This is a genomic window from Halomonas sp. ABH4_019, assembly GCF_056159885.1.
The window spans coordinates 447,636-463,680 of sequence record NZ_JBSWWC010000003.1 but is presented as its reverse complement, the minus strand read 5'-3'; the positions used below and the strand labels follow the sequence as shown (position 1 = coordinate 463,680).

General features: G+C 70.9%; 11 protein-coding genes. 4 read left to right on the top strand and 7 right to left on the bottom strand.

Annotated features, from left to right (window positions below; translation table 11 throughout):
- The first annotated feature begins 84 nt into the window (after positions 1–84).
- From ACXAFN_RS14485 to ACXAFN_RS14475, 3 genes are all read left to right on the top strand, one after another.
- Complete coding sequence (locus ACXAFN_RS14485; protein ID WP_474989673.1) at positions 85–2,061, top strand: DNA topoisomerase III; 1,977 nt, start codon at positions 85–87, stop codon at positions 2,059–2,061.
- The gene (locus tag ACXAFN_RS14480) at positions 2,058–2,978 is read left to right on the top strand and encodes a ketopantoate reductase family protein (protein WP_474989671.1); all 921 of its coding nucleotides are present in this window, start codon (positions 2,058–2,060) and stop codon (positions 2,976–2,978) included. The genes ACXAFN_RS14485 and ACXAFN_RS14480 overlap by 4 nt, the downstream gene beginning before the upstream one ends.
- 85 nt (positions 2,979–3,063) lie before the next feature.
- Positions 3,064–3,636, top strand: a complete 573-nt coding sequence (locus ACXAFN_RS14475) for a hypothetical protein (RefSeq protein ID WP_474989669.1) — start codon at positions 3,064–3,066, stop codon at positions 3,634–3,636.
- 152 nt (positions 3,637–3,788) lie between these two features.
- Here ACXAFN_RS14475 and ppc read toward each other — a convergent pair whose 3' ends face one another.
- Genes ppc through cysM form a run of 5 tightly spaced genes read right to left on the bottom strand, consistent with a single transcriptional unit; the run spans position 3,789 to position 11,905 of the window.
- Positions 3,789–6,437: a phosphoenolpyruvate carboxylase gene (ppc, locus tag ACXAFN_RS14470; RefSeq protein WP_474989667.1), complete on the bottom strand. Its 2,649-nt coding sequence runs from the start codon at positions 6,435–6,437 to the stop codon at positions 3,789–3,791.
- Entirely contained in the window at positions 6,427–7,305 is an 879-nt protein-coding gene (gene mazG / locus ACXAFN_RS14465) for a nucleoside triphosphate pyrophosphohydrolase (protein ID WP_474989665.1), read from the bottom strand. The genes ppc and mazG overlap by 11 nt, the downstream gene beginning before the upstream one ends.
- Positions 7,302–9,581 (bottom strand): GTP diphosphokinase, encoded by a 2,280-nt coding sequence (relA, locus tag ACXAFN_RS14460; protein ID WP_474989663.1) that lies wholly within the window; start codon positions 9,579–9,581, stop codon positions 7,302–7,304. The genes mazG and relA overlap by 4 nt, the downstream gene beginning before the upstream one ends.
- On the bottom strand, positions 9,574–11,007 hold the full coding sequence (locus tag ACXAFN_RS14455; protein WP_474989661.1) for a TRAM domain-containing protein: 1,434 nt from the start codon (positions 11,005–11,007) through the stop codon (positions 9,574–9,576). The genes relA and ACXAFN_RS14455 overlap by 8 nt, the downstream gene beginning before the upstream one ends.
- 1 nt (position 11,008) lies before the next feature.
- Entirely contained in the window at positions 11,009–11,905 is an 897-nt protein-coding gene (gene cysM / locus ACXAFN_RS14450; RefSeq protein WP_474989659.1) for a cysteine synthase CysM, read from the bottom strand.
- 119 nt (positions 11,906–12,024) lie between these two features.
- Between cysM and ACXAFN_RS14445 the strand changes: the two genes are divergently transcribed.
- Positions 12,025–14,748 carry an ATP-binding protein gene (locus ACXAFN_RS14445; protein WP_474989657.1) on the top strand — a complete coding sequence of 908 codons (2,724 nt, stop codon included), beginning with the start codon at positions 12,025–12,027 and terminating at the stop codon, positions 14,746–14,748.
- On the opposite strand, the gene acpS is transcribed toward ACXAFN_RS14445, so the two are convergent.
- Both acpS and pdxJ read right to left on the bottom strand, forming a co-directional pair.
- A complete protein-coding gene (gene acpS, locus ACXAFN_RS14440) occupies positions 14,688–15,065 on the bottom strand; it encodes a holo-ACP synthase (RefSeq protein ID WP_474989655.1) in 378 nt (125 codons plus the stop codon). The genes ACXAFN_RS14445 and acpS overlap by 61 nt on opposite strands.
- Complete coding sequence (gene pdxJ, locus ACXAFN_RS14435; protein WP_474989653.1) at positions 15,062–15,862, bottom strand: pyridoxine 5'-phosphate synthase; 801 nt, start codon at positions 15,860–15,862, stop codon at positions 15,062–15,064. Before pdxJ ends, acpS begins: the two co-directional genes overlap by 4 nt.
- Positions 15,863–16,045 lie beyond the last annotated feature (183 nt).

Genomic DNA, 16,045 nt, shown 5'->3' with positions numbered 1-16,045 from the left:
ACAGCGGTTCCCCATCTTACCCCTGGCGACCCGAGTGAAATACTGTAAGAATCCCCATGTATTAAACGTCGCCCACGAGGTCCCATGCGCCTGATCATCGCCGAGAAACCCAGCCTGGCCCGGGCCATCGCCGATGCCCTGCCCGCCGCCGCCCGCCGTGAGGACGGCGCCCTGGTGGCCGGCGACACCACGGTCACCTGGTGCCTGGGCCACCTGCTGGAGCAGGCCCCGCCCGAGGCCTACGATCCGGTCCTCAAGCAGTGGCGGCTCGACACCCTGCCGATCCTGCCCGAGCACTGGCAACTCGCCCCGCGGCCCAAGGCCAGGGGCCAGATCGCGGTGATCCGCCGGCTGCTCAAGCGGGCCGGCGAGGTCGTCCACGCCGGCGACCCGGACCGCGAGGGCCAGCTGCTGGTCCAGGAAGTGATCGAGCACCTGGGCTGGAAGGGGCCGGTGTCGCGGCTGCTGGTCAGCGACCTCAACCCCCCGGCGGTCAAGCGCGCGCTCTCGCGGCTCGAGGACAACGCCCGCTACGCGCCCCTCTACCGCGCCGCCCAGGCCCGCTCCCGGGCCGACTGGCTGTATGGCATCAACCTGACCCGCGCCTGGACCCTGGTCGGGCGCCAGGCGGGCCATGACGGCGTGCTCTCGGTGGGCCGGGTACAGACGCCGGTGCTGGGCCTGGTGGTGCGTCGCGACGCCGAGATCCGCGACTTCGAGCCCAGGCCCTTCTACGTGCTGTGGGCCGATCTCGCCGTCGCCCGCGGCCGGCTGCGCGCCTGGTGGGCCCCCGGCGAGGGACACCCGCTGGACGACCAGGGGCGGCTGCTCGAGCGTACCCCGGCGGCGGCCCTCGCCGAGCGGCTGCCCGGTGCCGAGGGTCGATTGAGCAAGCTCGAGCGCCGCGACAAACGCCAGGCCGCGCCCCTGCCCTACTCGCTGTCGGCGCTGCAGGTCGACGCCGCCCGCCGCCACGGCCTCTCGGCCAAGGCGGTGCTGGACATCTGCCAGCGCCTCTACGAGCGCCACCAGTTGATCACCTATCCGCGCTCGGACTGCCGCTACCTGCCCGAGGAACACTGGGCCGGTGCCCGGCGCACCCTGGAAGGCGCCTGTGCCGGGGACGATACCCTGCGCGGCTGGCTGGCCGGCGCCGACTTCGCCAAACGCTCCAAGGCCTGGAACGACAAGCGGGTCGGTGCCCACCATGCGCTTGCCCCCACCGGCAAGACCGCCGATACGAGCAAGCTGTCGCGTCAGGAGGCCGACGTCTTCCGGCTGATCGCGCGCAACGTGCTGGCCCAGTTCTATCCCGCCCTCTCGATCCGCGAGGTGAAGGCCGAGTTCACCATCGTCGGCGAGCTGTTCCGCGCCCGCGGCCAGGAAATCCTCGACCCGGGCTGGAAGCCGCTGTTCACCACCCGCGACGAGGCCCCGCCGCTGCCGCCGCTCGACGAGGGCGAGGCCTGCCGCGTCGAAGAGGCCGGCGTGGAGGACCGCGAGACCCGGCCGCCGGAGCCCTTCACCGACGCCAGCCTGATCAAGGCGATGATGAACATCGCCCGCTACGTCAACGATCAGGAAGTGAGGCGCACCCTGCGCGACACCGATGGCCTGGGCACCGAGGCCACTCGCGCCGGCATCATCGAGACCCTGGAGACCCGCGGCTATCTGGTGCGCGAGGGCAAGGCGCTGCGCGCCACCCGCCTGGGTGACGCCCTGATCGCCTCGCTGCCCGAGGCCGTCGGCCGCCCGGAGCGCACCGCCCTGTGGGAGCAGCGACTCTCCGCCATCGCCGAGGCCGGCGACGCCCCGGCCCCCTTCCTCGATGGCCTGGTCGCAGACCTGCGCGAGCTGCTGGGCCGCGCCGATGCCGGACGCATGCGCCAGGCCCTGGCCAATGCCCAGGGTGCCGAGCCGGCGGCTCGCTCGAGCAAGTCGGGCGGCAAGGCGCGCCGCGGGACGGGAAACAGGAGCCGCAGCAAGAGCGCCGGCAAGGCCACGAAAGGCCGCAAGGCCGGCGCGAGCGGTGCGCGACGCAAGCGGAGCACGTCCTCATGAACGTACTGATACTCGGCCCCGGCGCCCTGGGCCGGCTGTTGGCCCTGCACCTCGCCGCGCCGGCGACGCGCGACGCCAGCGTGACGCTGATCGGCCGCCGCCCCCTCCCGCGTCTCCAGACGCTGACCACGACGGACGGCGAGACCTGGACCCGCGAGATACCGAGCGTCACCGCGAGCGGCCTGCCCGACGCGCTGGCCGAGAGGGCCGACATGGTCCACCTGACCACCAAGGCCTACGCCGCCGAGGCCGCCTTCGCGGCACTCGCCCCCCGGCTCGCCCCGCACACCCCGCTGGTGCTGTGGCAGAACGGCTACGGCGTTCAGGAGCGCCTCGACGAACGCTGGAGCGGCCCGGTGCTGTGCGCCACCACCACCGAAGGGGCCTTCCTCGCCGGCGATGCGAGCGTGGTGCATGCCGGCCGCGGTCGCACCCTCCTCGGCGATCTCGCCGGTCGCCACGGCCGGCTGGCCGAGGATGTCGCGGCCCACCTGTCGGCCGCGGGGCTCGCCAGCGTCGCGGTCGACGATATCCGCCAACGGCTGTGGCACAAGCTCGCCGTCAACGCCGCCATCAACCCGCTGGTCGCCCGTTTCCGGATCCGCAACGGCCAGCTCCGCGATCGCCCCTTCCGCGCCATGGTCGAGGCCACGGTCGAGGAAGTCTCGGCGATCATGGCTGCCGAGGGCATTCCTGCTCCGGCGGAGGGCTGGTCGTCGCTGGTGTGGTCGGTGGTGTCGGCCACCGCCGGCAATCGCGCCTCGATGCTGCAGGACGTGCTGGGCGGTCGCCCCACCGAGCACGACGCCATCCTCGGCCCGCTGCTCGACGCCGGGCGTCGCCATGGCCTGGCCACGCCGACGCTGGCCGCGCTCCATGCCCGACTGGACGCAACATCGCCACCGGTCGCGGGATAAGCCGCCGCCTGGCGGGGGGCGATGGCGCCTGCTAACTTCAATAAGTTGACGTCATCTCCGGCATCCTCCCCAAGGCCTGGCATCGATGAACCTTCCCGCGACCTGGCGATCGCTGCTGCTCGCCGTCCTGCTGCTCGCCCCCGCACCGGCCCTGGCCGACGCGGACGCGCCCGCCTACACCGGCGACGCCACCGATATCGCCCGACTCACCAACGGACTGCGCCTGCAGGGCGACGACATCGAGAGCCCCGATGGCATGACCTCCGGATTCCGCTTCACCGCCGGCATCTCGCCCCGCGGCCTGCCGAGCTTCGACTTCGGCGCCGAGGTCCGTTACCGGGAGAGCGATGACGTACCGATCGCCGGCGCGACCCGCGACACCCTGCTCGACACCACCAGCCTCGGCGGCAGCCTGCTGGCCGGGGTGCGCTTCGGCCAGTTCGGCCTCTACGCCAAGTCCGGCCTGGCCGGCTGGCAGGGCCAGGCGGCCAGCGGCCGCGATGCCGACCTCCCCGAAGGCGGCATGACCCGCGTCAACGGCTTCGGCGCCCGACTGAGCTTCGCCAACTGGGTCAGCCGGCTGGAAGTGGAACGCGTCGACGACCCGACCCTCTCGCACCTCAACCTGATCACCGCCTCGGTGCATATGCCGTTCTAGGGGTAAGGGGTAAGGGGTAAGGGGTAAGGGGTAAGGGGTAAGGAGCATGAAACGAACCGCCCCCAGGCGAGTGCCTGGGGGCGGTTTTACTTCCGGCTTCCAGCCGCGAAGCGGCGCGCTTCCGACTTCGAGCTCCCGGGCGAAGCCCGGGCCTAGCCGGTATTGCGCAGCCCGGCGGCGATACCGGCCATGGTGACCATCAAGGCCCGGGACAGGTCGCCGCTGATCGCGCCGTCGGCGTCGCGGTTACGCTGCAACAGCTCGGCCTGCAGGCCGTGCAGCGGGTCGATGTAGGGGTTGCGCACCTCCACGGCCTGGCGAATCAACGGCGTGCTCTCGAGCAGTTGCTCCTGGTCGAGGATGGTCAGCACTGCCTCGTTGAGCCGCGCGAAGCGCCCGCGCAGACGCTCGCCCAACGCCTGCAGGGCCGGCTCGTCCACCAGCCGATGCTCGTAGTAGGCGGCGATGTCGACGTCGGCCTTGGCCAGCAGCATCTCCAGCATGTCCAGGTAGGTGCCGAAGAACGGCCAGCGGTCGCGCATCTCGCGCAGCATCTGGAGACCGCCCTCCTGCTGGATGCGCTCGGCGAAGGCCTCGCCGCTGCCCAGCCACGCCGGCAACATCAGCCGGGTCTGGGTCCAGGCGAAGATCCAGGGGATGGCGCGCAGGGTCTCGACCCCACCGTCCTGGCGGCGCTTGGCCGGACGCGAACCGAGCGGCAGGCGCCCCAGGGCCGTCTCCGGGGTCATCGAGCGGAAATAGGGCACGAAGTCGGGATCCTCGCGCACCACGCCCACGTAGGCCTGGTGAGCCACCCCGGCGAGGCGATCCATCTCCTCGCGCCAGGCCGGCTCGGGGGTCGGCGGCGGCAGCAGCGAGGCCTCCAGCACCGCACAGGCATAGATCTCCATGGAGCGCAGGGCGATGTCGGGCTGACCGAACTTGAAGCGGATCATCTCGCCCTGTTCGGTGACCCGCAGGCTGCCGTTCACCGAGCCCGGCGGCTGGGAGAGGATCGCCGCATGGGCCGGGCCGCCGCCGCGGCCCACGGTGCCACCGCGGCCGTGGAACAGGGTCAGGGACACGTCGTGTCGACGGCATACCTCGACCAGCGCCTCCTGGGCCCGGTACTGCGCCCAGGCCGCCGCCAGCTGGCCGGCGTCCTTGGCGGAGTCGGAATAGCCGATCATGACTTCCTGACGATCCGCGGTCAGCTGGCGATAGCCGGGCAGCGCCAGCAGCCGGTCGATGACGTCGCCGGCGCGGTTGAGGTCGTCCAGGGTCTCGAACAGCGGGGCGATGGGCAGCGTCGCCTCGCCGCCGACTTCCTTCATCAGCAGCGCCACCGCCAGCACGTCGGAAGGCTGGCCGGCCATGGAGATGATGTAGGTGCCGAGCGCCTCGGCATGCTCGGAGCCGATCACCCGGAAGGTGTCGAGCACCTCGCGGGTCTCGGCGGAGCACTCCCAGCGCCGCGGGATCAGCGGGCGCCGCGACGTCAGCTCGGCCAGCAGGAATTCCTGGCGCTCGTCCTCGCTCCAGTCGCGGTAGTGGCCGAGCGCCAGGCTGTCGGTGAGCTCTTCGAGCACCTGCTCGTGGCGGCCGGCCTCCTGGCGCAGGTCCAGCTTGGTGAGGGTGACCCCGAACACCGAGACCCGGCGCAGGGTATCGAGCAGCACGCCGTTGGCGATGGTGTCGAGGCCCACGTCGCACAGCGAGCGATAGCAGGCCAGCAGCGGTGCATAGAGCTGGTCGCGGGTCTCGATGATCGGCCCGCCGTCATAGTTCTTGCCGTCGAGCCGGGCCTGGGCCCAGTCGCGGGTGGCCTCGACCTTGGCGAGCAGGCGCTTGATCAGTTCACGATAGGGCTCGGCGACGTCGCCAACCTCGGCCTTGAGCGCGCTGTTGGCCTTCCACATCGACAGCTCGGCCTTGAGCTGCTCGAGGTCGCGCAGGTAGAGATCGGCCGCCATCCAGCGGCCCAGCAGCAGCACCTCGCGGGTCACCTTGGCGGTGACATTGGGGTTGCCGTCGCGGTCGCCGCCCATCCAGGAGGCAAAGCAGATCGGCGCGGCATCCAGCGGCAGGCGCTCGCCGGCGGTGTCCAGCAGCAGGTTGTCCAGGTCGCGGTGGAAGTCGGGCACCGCCTGCCACAGCGAGTTCTCGATCACCGCGAAGCCCCACTTGGCCTCGTCCACCGGGGTCGGGCGTTCGTGGCGGATCTCGTCGGTGTGCCAGGCCTGGCCGATCAGTTCCTCGAGCCGGCCGCGGGCCCGGGCGGCACGCTCGGGGTAGTCGGCGGAGGACTCGATGGTGCTGAGGCAGTCATCGATGGCGTCGTACTTCTGGATCAGGGTGCGGCGGATGACCTCGGTGGGATGGGCGGTGAGCACCAGCTCGACGCGCATGTTGGCCAGGGTCTCGACCAGCTTGCGCGGCGAATGGCCCTCGCCCTGGGCCCGCTGGAGCAGCTCGCCGAGCGCCGGCTGAGCACCGGGCTTGTAGTCCTCGACCCGGCGGAAGCGCGCCCGGTAGTGCTGCTCGGCGATGTTGGCCAGGTTGAGGAACTGGTTGAAGGCCCGGGTCACCGGCAGCAGCTCGTTGTCCGGCAGCCCGCGCAGGTAGTCGATCAGTTGGCGATGGCTGCCTTCCTCGCGCTGGCGGCCCTGCTTGGCGAGCCCGCGGATGGCCTCGATGCGATCGACGAAGCCCTCGCCGAGGTCGTCGGCGATGGTCCGCCCCAGGCTGTCGCCGAGGATGCGGACGTTGTCGCGCAAGGATTCGTGCAGGTCATGGCTCATTGGCGTTGTTCTCCTTCCGATCGGGGGAATGGACGTCTCGGCGCTTGGCCGCCTGCCAGTGTCGCTCCATACGATCGAGCCCCGCTTCAGTCAGCGGCACGCCCTCCTCGAGGAGGGCGGCCTCCACCTGGCGGAAGCGGCGCTCGAACTTGCCGTTGGTGGCGCGCAGGCAGCGCTCGGGGTCGGCCCCCAGGGTGCGCGCCAGGTTGACGGTGGCGAACAGCAGGTCACCGACCTCCTCCATGGCATGGTCGCGATCCCCGGCGTCCAACGCCTCCTCGACCTCCTCGAGTTCCTCGCGCAGCTTGGCGAGCACCCCGCGGGTGTCCGGCCAGTCGAAGCCGACCCGGGCGGCACGCTTGGACAGCTTGGCCGCGCGCGACAGGGCCGGCAGGTTGCGCGGCACATCGTCGAGCACCGACGCCGGGGTGCTTTGCTGCGCCGAACGCCCGTCGCGCTCCTCGGCCTTGAGGGACTCCCAGCGAGAATGCACCTGGCGGGTTTCCACCTCCGCGGCGCTCACGCCCTGACGGCGCGAGGCCAGGGTCCCGTCGGGGAAGACATGCGGATGACGGTGCAGCATCTTGGCGGTGAGGACATGGACCACGTCGTGAAAGTCGAAGCGGCCTTCCTCGGCACCGAACTGGCTATAGTACACGACCTGAAACAGCAGGTCGCCGAGCTCCCCGGGGAGCTCGGCGAAGGCGCGGCGCTCGATGGCGTCGGCGACCTCGTAGGCTTCCTCCAGGGTATGCGGCACGATGCTGTCCCAGTGCTGCGCGACGTCCCAGGGGCAGCCCTCGCCGGGGTCGCGCAGCACCGCCATCAGCGTCAGCAGGTCGTCGATCTCGTAGCGTCGCTCGCTCATCCGCGTTTACCCCCGCGTTTCTTCTTGCCCTTGCCGCCGGCCCTCAGCCGACGTACCTCGATGACGTTGGGCAGCTGCTGGATGCGCGAGAACAGCCGGCCCAACGTTTCCAGGCCGTCCACCTCGAGGGTGATCTGCATACGGGCGATGCCGTCGTCGGTATCGGTGAGGGTATTCACCGACAGCACGTTGACCTTCTCGTGGCTGAGCACGGCGGTGACGTCGCGCAGCAGCCCGGAACGATCCCAGGCCTGGATCTCGATATCCACCGGGTACTGGGTGCGCGCCCGCTCGCCCCACTCCACCTCGATCACCCGCTGGGGCTCGTCGAGGCGCAGCTGGAGGATGTTCGGGCAGTCCTCGCGATGCACGGTGACCCCGCGACCCTGGGTGATGAAGCCGACGATGGACTCGCCGGGCACCGGATGGCAGCAGTTGGCCATGCTGGTCTTGAGGTTGCCGACGCCGAGCACGGTGATGTCGCCGCCGCCGCCCTTGTCGGCGGAGCGGCGCGGCTTGGCCAGCAGCTTGTCGAGCTGTTCCTGGTCGTCGGTCTCGCCGAACAGCTGCTGGGCCTGGTGCAGCACCTGGCCGATGCGCAGGTCACCGGCGCCGAGGGCGGCGTACATGTCGTCGGGGGTGGTGTAGTTGACCTGGTTGGCGAGCCGGGTCAGGTCCATGTCACCCACGTCGAGGCGCTTCATCTCGCGCTCGAACAGCGCCCGCCCCTCCTCGAGATTGCGGTCGCGGGCCTGGTGCTTGAACCAGGCCTGGATCTTGGCCCGCGCCCGGGAGGTGCACACATAGCCGAGGCTGGGGTTGAGCCAGTCGCGGCTCGGCCCGCCCTTGCTGGCGGTGAGGATCTCCACCTGCTGACCGGTGCCGAGCCGGTAGGTCAGCGGCACGATGCGGCCATTGACCTTGGCCCCGCGGCAGCGGTGCCCGACCTCGGTGTGCACGCGGTAGGCGAAGTCGATGGGCGAGGCCTCCCGCGGCAGGTCGATGACATGACCGTCGGGGGTGAAGACGTAGATGCGATCCGGCGCCACGTCGCTGGTCAGCCCCTCGCGGATGTCGCCGAAGTCGCCGACCTCCTCCTGCCACTCCAGCACCTGGCGCAGCCAGGCGATCTTGTCCTCGTAGCTGGCACTGCGGGCGTTGGTATCGTGCCCCTTGTAGCGCCAGTGGGCGCAGACCCCCAGCTCGGCCTCCTCGTGCATGGCGAAGGTGCGGATCTGGATCTCCAGCACCTTGCCCTCGGGGCCGAAGACGGCGGTGTGCAGCGACTGGTAGCCGTTCTTCTTGGGGTTGGCGATGTAGTCGTCGAACTCCTGGGGCACGTGGTGCCAGCGGGAGTGGACGATGCCGAGCACGGTGTAGCAGTCGGTGATCTCGGGGACCAGGATGCGCACCGCGCGGATGTCGTGGACCTGGGAGAAGTCGATGCGCTTGCGCCGCATCTTCCGCCAGATCGAGTAGATGTGCTTGGCGCGGCCGTCGACCTGGTAGCGATGGATGCCCTGGGCCTCCATCAGGCCCTCCAGGGTGTCCACCACGTCGTGGATGTAGCGGTCGCGATCGAGGCGCTTCTCGGCCAGCTGGCGGGCGATGGCCTTGTAGTCATCCTCGTGGAGATAGCGGAAGGACAGGTCCTCCAGCTCCCACTTGAGGTGGCCGATGCCCAGGCGGTGGGCCAGCGGGGCGTAGATATCGAACACCTCCCGGGCCACCTGCAGGCGCTTCTCGCGCGGGGCATCGCGCACCTGGCGCAGCGCGCAGGTGCGCTCGGCGATCTTGATCAGTGCCACCCGCACGTCGTCGATCATGTTGACCAGCATCTTGCGCAGGTTGTCCTGCTGGTCGTGCTGGCTGAGGCCCTGGCTGGGGGTCTGGGAAGTGCTGATGGCGGCCATCTGCAGCACGCCGTCGATCAATCCAGCGACCTCCCGACCGAAGCGCTTGGCGATCTCCTCCCGGCCGATCAGCCCCTCGCGCACCGCCCGATAGAGCACCGCGGCCTCCAGCGCCGGCTGGTCGAGGCGCAGCTCGCCGAGGATATCGGCCATCTCCAGGCCCATGCGAAAGCTCGAGCCATCCTTGAGCCAGGTCTTGTGGGGCCGTCCGGACTCCCGTTCCAGGCGATCGGCCAGCTCGCAGACCGCGCGCATCTCGTCGGGCGAGCGCAGCTTGACGTCCTCCCGAAGGCGCTCGACCCACAGCGGGATGTCGACCCCGCCGTCGGCGGTCAAGGGCTGGTCTTCACGCACTTTAACCATCGGTTGACGCTCCTTCGCACCGCTGCCCGGCGAGCGGGTGCTCGAGCAACAGCATGGATTCCAGATGGGCGGTGTGGGCGAACATGTCGGCCACCGCCCAGCGTTGGATGACATAGCCGGCCCGCACCAGGTGGGCCGCGTCCCGGGCCAGGGTCGCCGGGTCGCAGGACACGTAGAGCACCCTCGGCACCGGGCGCTCGGCCAGCGCCCGACAGACCGTCTCGGCGCCCTCCCGCGGCGGGTCGAGCACCACCGTGGCGAGGCCGGCCGACTCCAGCGGGAAGCGGCCGGCCGCGGCCTCGTTGAGGTCGGCCTGGCGGGCCTCCACCTCGAGGCCGTTGCGTCGGGCGTTGTCGGCCAGCCGCTCGACCATCGCCGAGCTGCCTTCCACGGCCCGCACCCGGGCGCCCTGGGCGGCCAGCGGCAGGCTGAAGTTGCCGACCCCGGCGAACAGGTCGAGGACCCGCTCGCCCGGGGCGAGGGGCGCCAACCAGTCCAGGGCGGCGTCCACCATGCGACGATTGACCGCCTCGTTGGCCTGCAGGAAGTCGCCCGGCGAGAAGCCGAGGGTCAGCGCCCTCCCCGACGCCGCCAGGCCCACGCTCAGTTCGGGGGCCGCGGTGAGCCACTCGAAACGGGGGCCCTCGCGTCCCACTCGGCGAGCCAGATGCAATCCCTGGGCCAGGGCGAAGTCGTGCCAGCGGCGGGCATCGGCGGCGTGATCGCGCAGCTGGCGCACCACCAGGGTCACGCCGGCGTCGCTTGCCAACAGCTCCAGGTGGCCGACCTGGCGCGGCGCCTCCAGCTCGGCGAGATGTCGGTGCAAGGGGGCGAGTAGGGCCGCCAGCGACGGCACCAGAATGGGGCAGTCGTCGAGGTCGACCAGCCGATGGCTGTGGCGGGCGCGAAAGCCCAGGTGCACGCCTCCCTCGGCGTCGACCTTGACGCCGAGTCGCGCGCGACGGCGATAACCCTCGCCGGCCGCCGCCAGCAGCTCGGGCTCGCCGTCCGGGGCGATGCCCTGGCGGGCCAGCAGCTCGGCCAGCACGGCCCGCTTGTGGCGGCGCTGGCCGGTCAGGCTCAGGTGCTGGAGATCGCAGCCGCCGCAGGACCCGAAGTGACGACACGGCGGTTCGACGCGCTCGGGCGAGGCCTCGAGCACCTGACGCACATGGGCTTCGTCGAAGCGCTGGCGAGTGCGGTGCACCGCGATCTCGACGCGCTCGCCGGGCAGGGCCGCGTCGACGAACACCGCCTTGCCGGCCGCCGTATGGGCCACGCCGCGACCGTCATGGGCGAGCCCCTCGATGGTCAGCGTGGAAGACGCCTCGCCGTTGCGGCGAGCCGGTGAGGTGCCGCGCTTCGGCGACTGCAGGCCCGAGACGCCGGAACGGGCCCGGGCGGGCCGTCGCTTGCCGAGCCCCACCTCAGGACTCCGGGGCGAACAGGCCGGTGGAGAGGTAGCGGTCGCCGCGGTCGCAGACGATGAACACGATCACCGCGTTCTCCACCTCCTCGGCGAGACGCAGCGCTCCGGCGAGCGCTCCGCCGGAGGAGACCCCGGCGAGAATGCCCTCCTCCCGGGCCAGGCGCCGCATGTGCGCCTCCGCCTCGTGCTGGCCGATGTCCAGCACCCGATCGACCCGGGCGGGATCGAAAATCCGCGGCAGGTAGGCCTCCGGCCAGCGGCGAATGCCGGCGATGCTGGCGCCGTCTTCAGGCTGCAGGCCGACGATCTGCACCCGGGGGCTCATCTCCTTGAGGTAGCGGGAGACGCCCATGATGGTGCCGGTGGTGCCCATGGAGCTGACGAAATGGGTGATGGTGCCCCCGGTCTGCTCCCAGAGTTCGGGCCCGGTGCCCCGGTAGTGGGCCAGCGGGTTGTCGGGATTGGCGAACTGGTCGAGCGGCTTGCCCTCGCCGCGGGCGATCATGGTGTCGGCCAGGTCCCGGGCGGCCTCCATGCCGCCCTCGCGGCTGACCTCGATGAGCTCGGCGCCGTAGGCGGCCATCGCCTGCTTGCGCTCGCTGGAGGCGTTCTCGGGCATGATCAGGATCAGTCGATAGCCCTTGATCGCCGCGGCCATGGCCAGCGCGATGCCGGTATTGCCGGAGGTGGCCTCGACCAGGGTATCGCCCGGCGAGATGGTGCCCCGCGCCTCGGCCTGTTCGAGCATCGACAGCGCCGGTCGATCCTTCACCGACCCGGCCGGGTTGTTGCCCTCGAGCTTGGCGAGCAGGGTGTTGTTGCGCCCCGCGGTGATGCGCTTCAGGCGGACCAGCGGCGTGTGGCCGATGGTGTCCTCCAGGGTGGGGAACTGCATGCAACCGTCCTTCTGGAAACGTCTTTTCGGCATTATATCCTCGGGCGCTCGCACTGGACAGGCATGCCCGGCGGGTGTGGCATACTGGGACACGACACCCCAGCCGACGAGCCCGCCCGATGTCATTGAAGACCCGCCTGATGCTGGCCATCCTCGCCCTGCCGCTGCTGCTGATGACGCTGCTGCTCAGCGTGGCAACGCTCCACGAGGATCGACACCACCACCGGGAGCTCCGGGATCGCCTGGCCCAGGCCGCGGGCCTGGTCGCCCCCACCCTCGGCGAGGCGCTGGCCGCGGATGACGATGCGACCCTGGAGGCCACCGCGAGCCGGCTGCTGGCCTACGATTCCATTCGCGCCCTGGGCGTGCGGGACGGCGATGGCCGACTGCGACTCGAGCTCGGCCGACTCCGCCAGGCCGCCCCGATCGCCGAGATTGGCGACCAACGCCTGCAGGCCGAGGGAGCCCAGTGGCTCCTGCATGTGCCGCTACCCGGGGGAAGCGGCGCGCGGCTGATCCTCGACATCGACGCCTCCGCCCTGCCCCTGGCGTTATACCGCCAGCTGGCCGGCGGGGCCCTGCTGCTGCTGCTGACCGGCCTGTTGCTGTTCCTGGTCGCCTATAGCGTGAGCCGCCGACTGAGCCAGCCCCTCGAACAGGCCAGCCAGGCCCTGGCCTGGGTGACCGCCGGCGGCGCGCCTCGCCCCTTGCCGGTGCCGAAGGACGCCGAGCTCGCCCGCCTCGCCCATGGCCTCAACGCCCTGGGCGACCACCTGACCGCCGCCCGCGAGGACCTCCAGGCCCAGATCGAGCAGGCCACCGGCGAGCTGCAGGAGTCCATGGAGACCATCGAGATCCAGAACATCGAGCTGGACATGGCCCATCGCCAGGCCCTGGAAGCCAACCGCGCCAAGTCGGAGTTCCTGGCCAACATGAGCCACGAGATCCGCACCCCGTTGAATGGCATCATCGGCTTCTGCCGCCTGCTGCACCGCACCGAGATGGCCCCCCGCCAGCGGGAATGGCTCGACCACGTCCAGCGCGCCTGCGACAACCTGCTGATGCTGGTCAACGACGTCCTGGATTTCTCCAAGATCGAGGCCGGCCGCCTGGAACTCGAGCATACCGAACTGGACATGGTGGCGCTGGTCGACGAGGTGCTGGGGCTGCAGGCGCCCCATGCCCAGCAGAAGGGCATCCACCTGCTCGGCCTGGTCTACGACGACGTACCCGAGACGCTGAGCGGCGATCCCCTGCGCATCCGCCAGGTGCTGACCAACCTGGTCGGCAACGCCGTCAAGTTCACCGAACGCGGCGAGGTCATCGTGCGGGTGATGGTCGAACAGCGCGCCGGCGGGCACGTGGTGCTGCGGGTGGCGGTCAGCGACACCGGCATCGGCATGAGCGTCGACGCCCAGCGCCGGCTCTTCCAGGCCTTCCGCCAGGCCGACGCCAGCCACCAGCGGGAATTCGGCGGCACCGGCCTGGGCCTTGCCATCAGCCGCCAGCTGGTCGAACAGATGGGCGGCGAGATCAGCGTCGAGAGCGCCCCGGACGAGGGCTCCACCTTCGCCTTCACCCTGCCGCTGGCCTGCCAGGGCGAGGCATTGCGGGAACCGGAAATGGTGCTCAATGGGCAACGGATCGTCCTGGAAGAGTCCCATACCCAGACCCACTCCGCGCTGAAGCACCTGCTGACCCGCTGGGAGGCCCGCGTCATCGACGCCCGGCGCGCCTCGGGCGGCGATGTCGCCCTGGCGGTGATCGGCCTGGACCATGCCGACCTGGACCGCGACGGCCAGGCGGCCCTGCAGGAGCGACTGGAGCGCCTCGCCTGCCCGGCGCTGCTGCTGGTCAACGCCAGCCCCCCCGATCTGCCGGCCCTGCCGCTACCCCACGGCGGCGAGGTGCTGAGCAAGCCGCTGTCCCGGCACACCCTGGTGGAATCGGTGACCCGGACCCTGACTCGGGCCCGACGCGACCAGCTGCCGGCGCGGCCGGCCGGCGAGGCGCGAGCGCCGCTGCGGCTGCTGGTGGTGGACGACACCGAGTCCAACCGCCTGCTGCTGCAGGAGCTGATCCAGGGGCCGCAGCTGGAGGTCGGCCTGGCCGCCAGCGGCGAGGAAGCCCTGGCCATGGCTCAGGAGACTCACTTCGATGTGGTGCTGATGGATATCCGCATGCGCGGCATGGACGGCGTGGAGACGACCCGCGCCCTGCGGGGGCTGGGCGGCCCCTGGCGACACGTGCCGATCATCGCCGTCACCGCCCACGTGCAGAGCGAGCAGCGCCGCCAGCTGCTGCAGAGCGGGCTGGACGGCGTGCTCGAGAAGCCGCTGGACACCGCCCAGCTATCGAGCCTGCTGCGCCACCACCTGGGGATCGGCCTGGCACTGGAGGAAACCGGCGAGACCACCCAGGCCGACCCGGTCGGCGATGCCGAGCTGGCCTCGGTGGACCTGGCGCTGGGCGCCCAGCTCGCCGGCGGCCGCGAGGCCCTGGCCCGCAAGCTGCTGGGCCACCTGATCGATTCCCTGGACGGCAGCGAGGCCGACATCCGCCGGGCCGTCGACGCCGGCGACGCCGAGGCCCTGCTCGATGCCATCCATGCCCTCAACGGGGCCTGCCGTTACTGCGGGGTGCCGCGCCTGGGACTGCTGGCGGAGACCCTGGAGACTCGCCTGCGCTCCCGCGGACTGGAGGCGGTGGCGCCGCTGCTGCCCGACCTCTATGCGGCCATGACCGCGCTGCGCGACTGGCAGGCGGCCCACCCCGCAGACGCTCAGTCTTCCAGGACGACGAAGGCCACGGCGAACGCCGACTCGTCCGACAACGACAGGTGAAGGCCGCGGATGCCCGCCGCCTCGGCGAGCGCCCGGGCCCGCCCCGACAGGACCAGCGACGGCCGCCCGAGGTCGTCGTTGACCACCTGGATCTCGGTCCAGCGCATGCCGCGGCGCAGCCCCGTGCCCAGCGCCTTGACGAAGGCCTCCTTGGCGGCGAAGCGCTTGGCCAGGAAGGCCGCCGGCCGGCCGCGCTCCCGGTAGCGGACCAGTTCGCCCTCGCCCAGCACGCGCTCGGCGAAGCGCTCGCCATGCCGGGCCTGGGCCGCCTCGAAGCGCGCCACCCGGGCGATGTCGGTGCCGATGCCCAGTATCATGCGCAGCAGTTGCCGTCGCCGTCGTGCTCGTGGTCGTGCTCGTCGAGGGCCGCCACGAAGCCCGCCTCCTGGCCGGCGATGGCCAGGCGCTTCATCTCGGCCACCGCCTCCTTGAGGCCGACGAACAGCGAACGGGCGATGATGGCGTGGCCGATGTTGAGCTCGTGGAGGCCGGGAATGGCGGCGATCGCCTCGACGTTATGGTAATGCAGGCCGTGGCCGGCATTGACGGTCAGCCCCAGCTCGCCGGCCATCTCGGCGGCGGCCACCAGCCGGGCGTGCTCGCGGGACGCGGCCACGCCGGTCGCCTCGGCATAGGCCCCGGTGTGCAGCTCGACCACCGGCGCCCCGGCCTTCGCCGCCGCCTCGATCTGTGCGGGCTCCGGGTCGATAAACAGCGACACCTCCACCCCCGCTGCCTCGAGCCGGCGGCACGCCGCGGCGACCGCCTCGAAGCCGCCGACCACGTCCAGGCCGCCTTCGGTGGTCAGCTCCTCGCGCTTCTCCGGCACCAGGCACACATGGGCCGGGCGGACTTCCTCGGCCAGCGCCAGCATCGCCTCGGTGACCGCCATCTCCAGGTTCATGCGGGTATTGAGCACCTCGGCCAGCAGACGCACGTCGCGTTCCTGGATATGCCGGCGATCCTCGCGCAGGTGCACGGTGATGCCGTCGGCCCCGGCCTCCTCGGCCAGCAGCGCGGCCTGGACCGGGTCGGGATAGCGGGTACCGCGCGCCTGGCGCAGGGTGGCGATATGGTCGATGTTGACGCCGAGCAGGATGCGGGGAGGATGCATGGGAAGTCTCCAGGGCCAGAATGCGAAAAAAGAGGGGGACAAGGGTAAGCGTAAGCGACCGGGCGGCCAAGCGGTGAGGTCAGGGACGTGGAGCGAAGAGCGAAGGGCGAAGAGCGAAGAGCGAAGAGCGAAGAGCGAAGAGCGAAGAGCGAAGAGAAGGCTTCCAGGCGCGAGCGCCGCTCT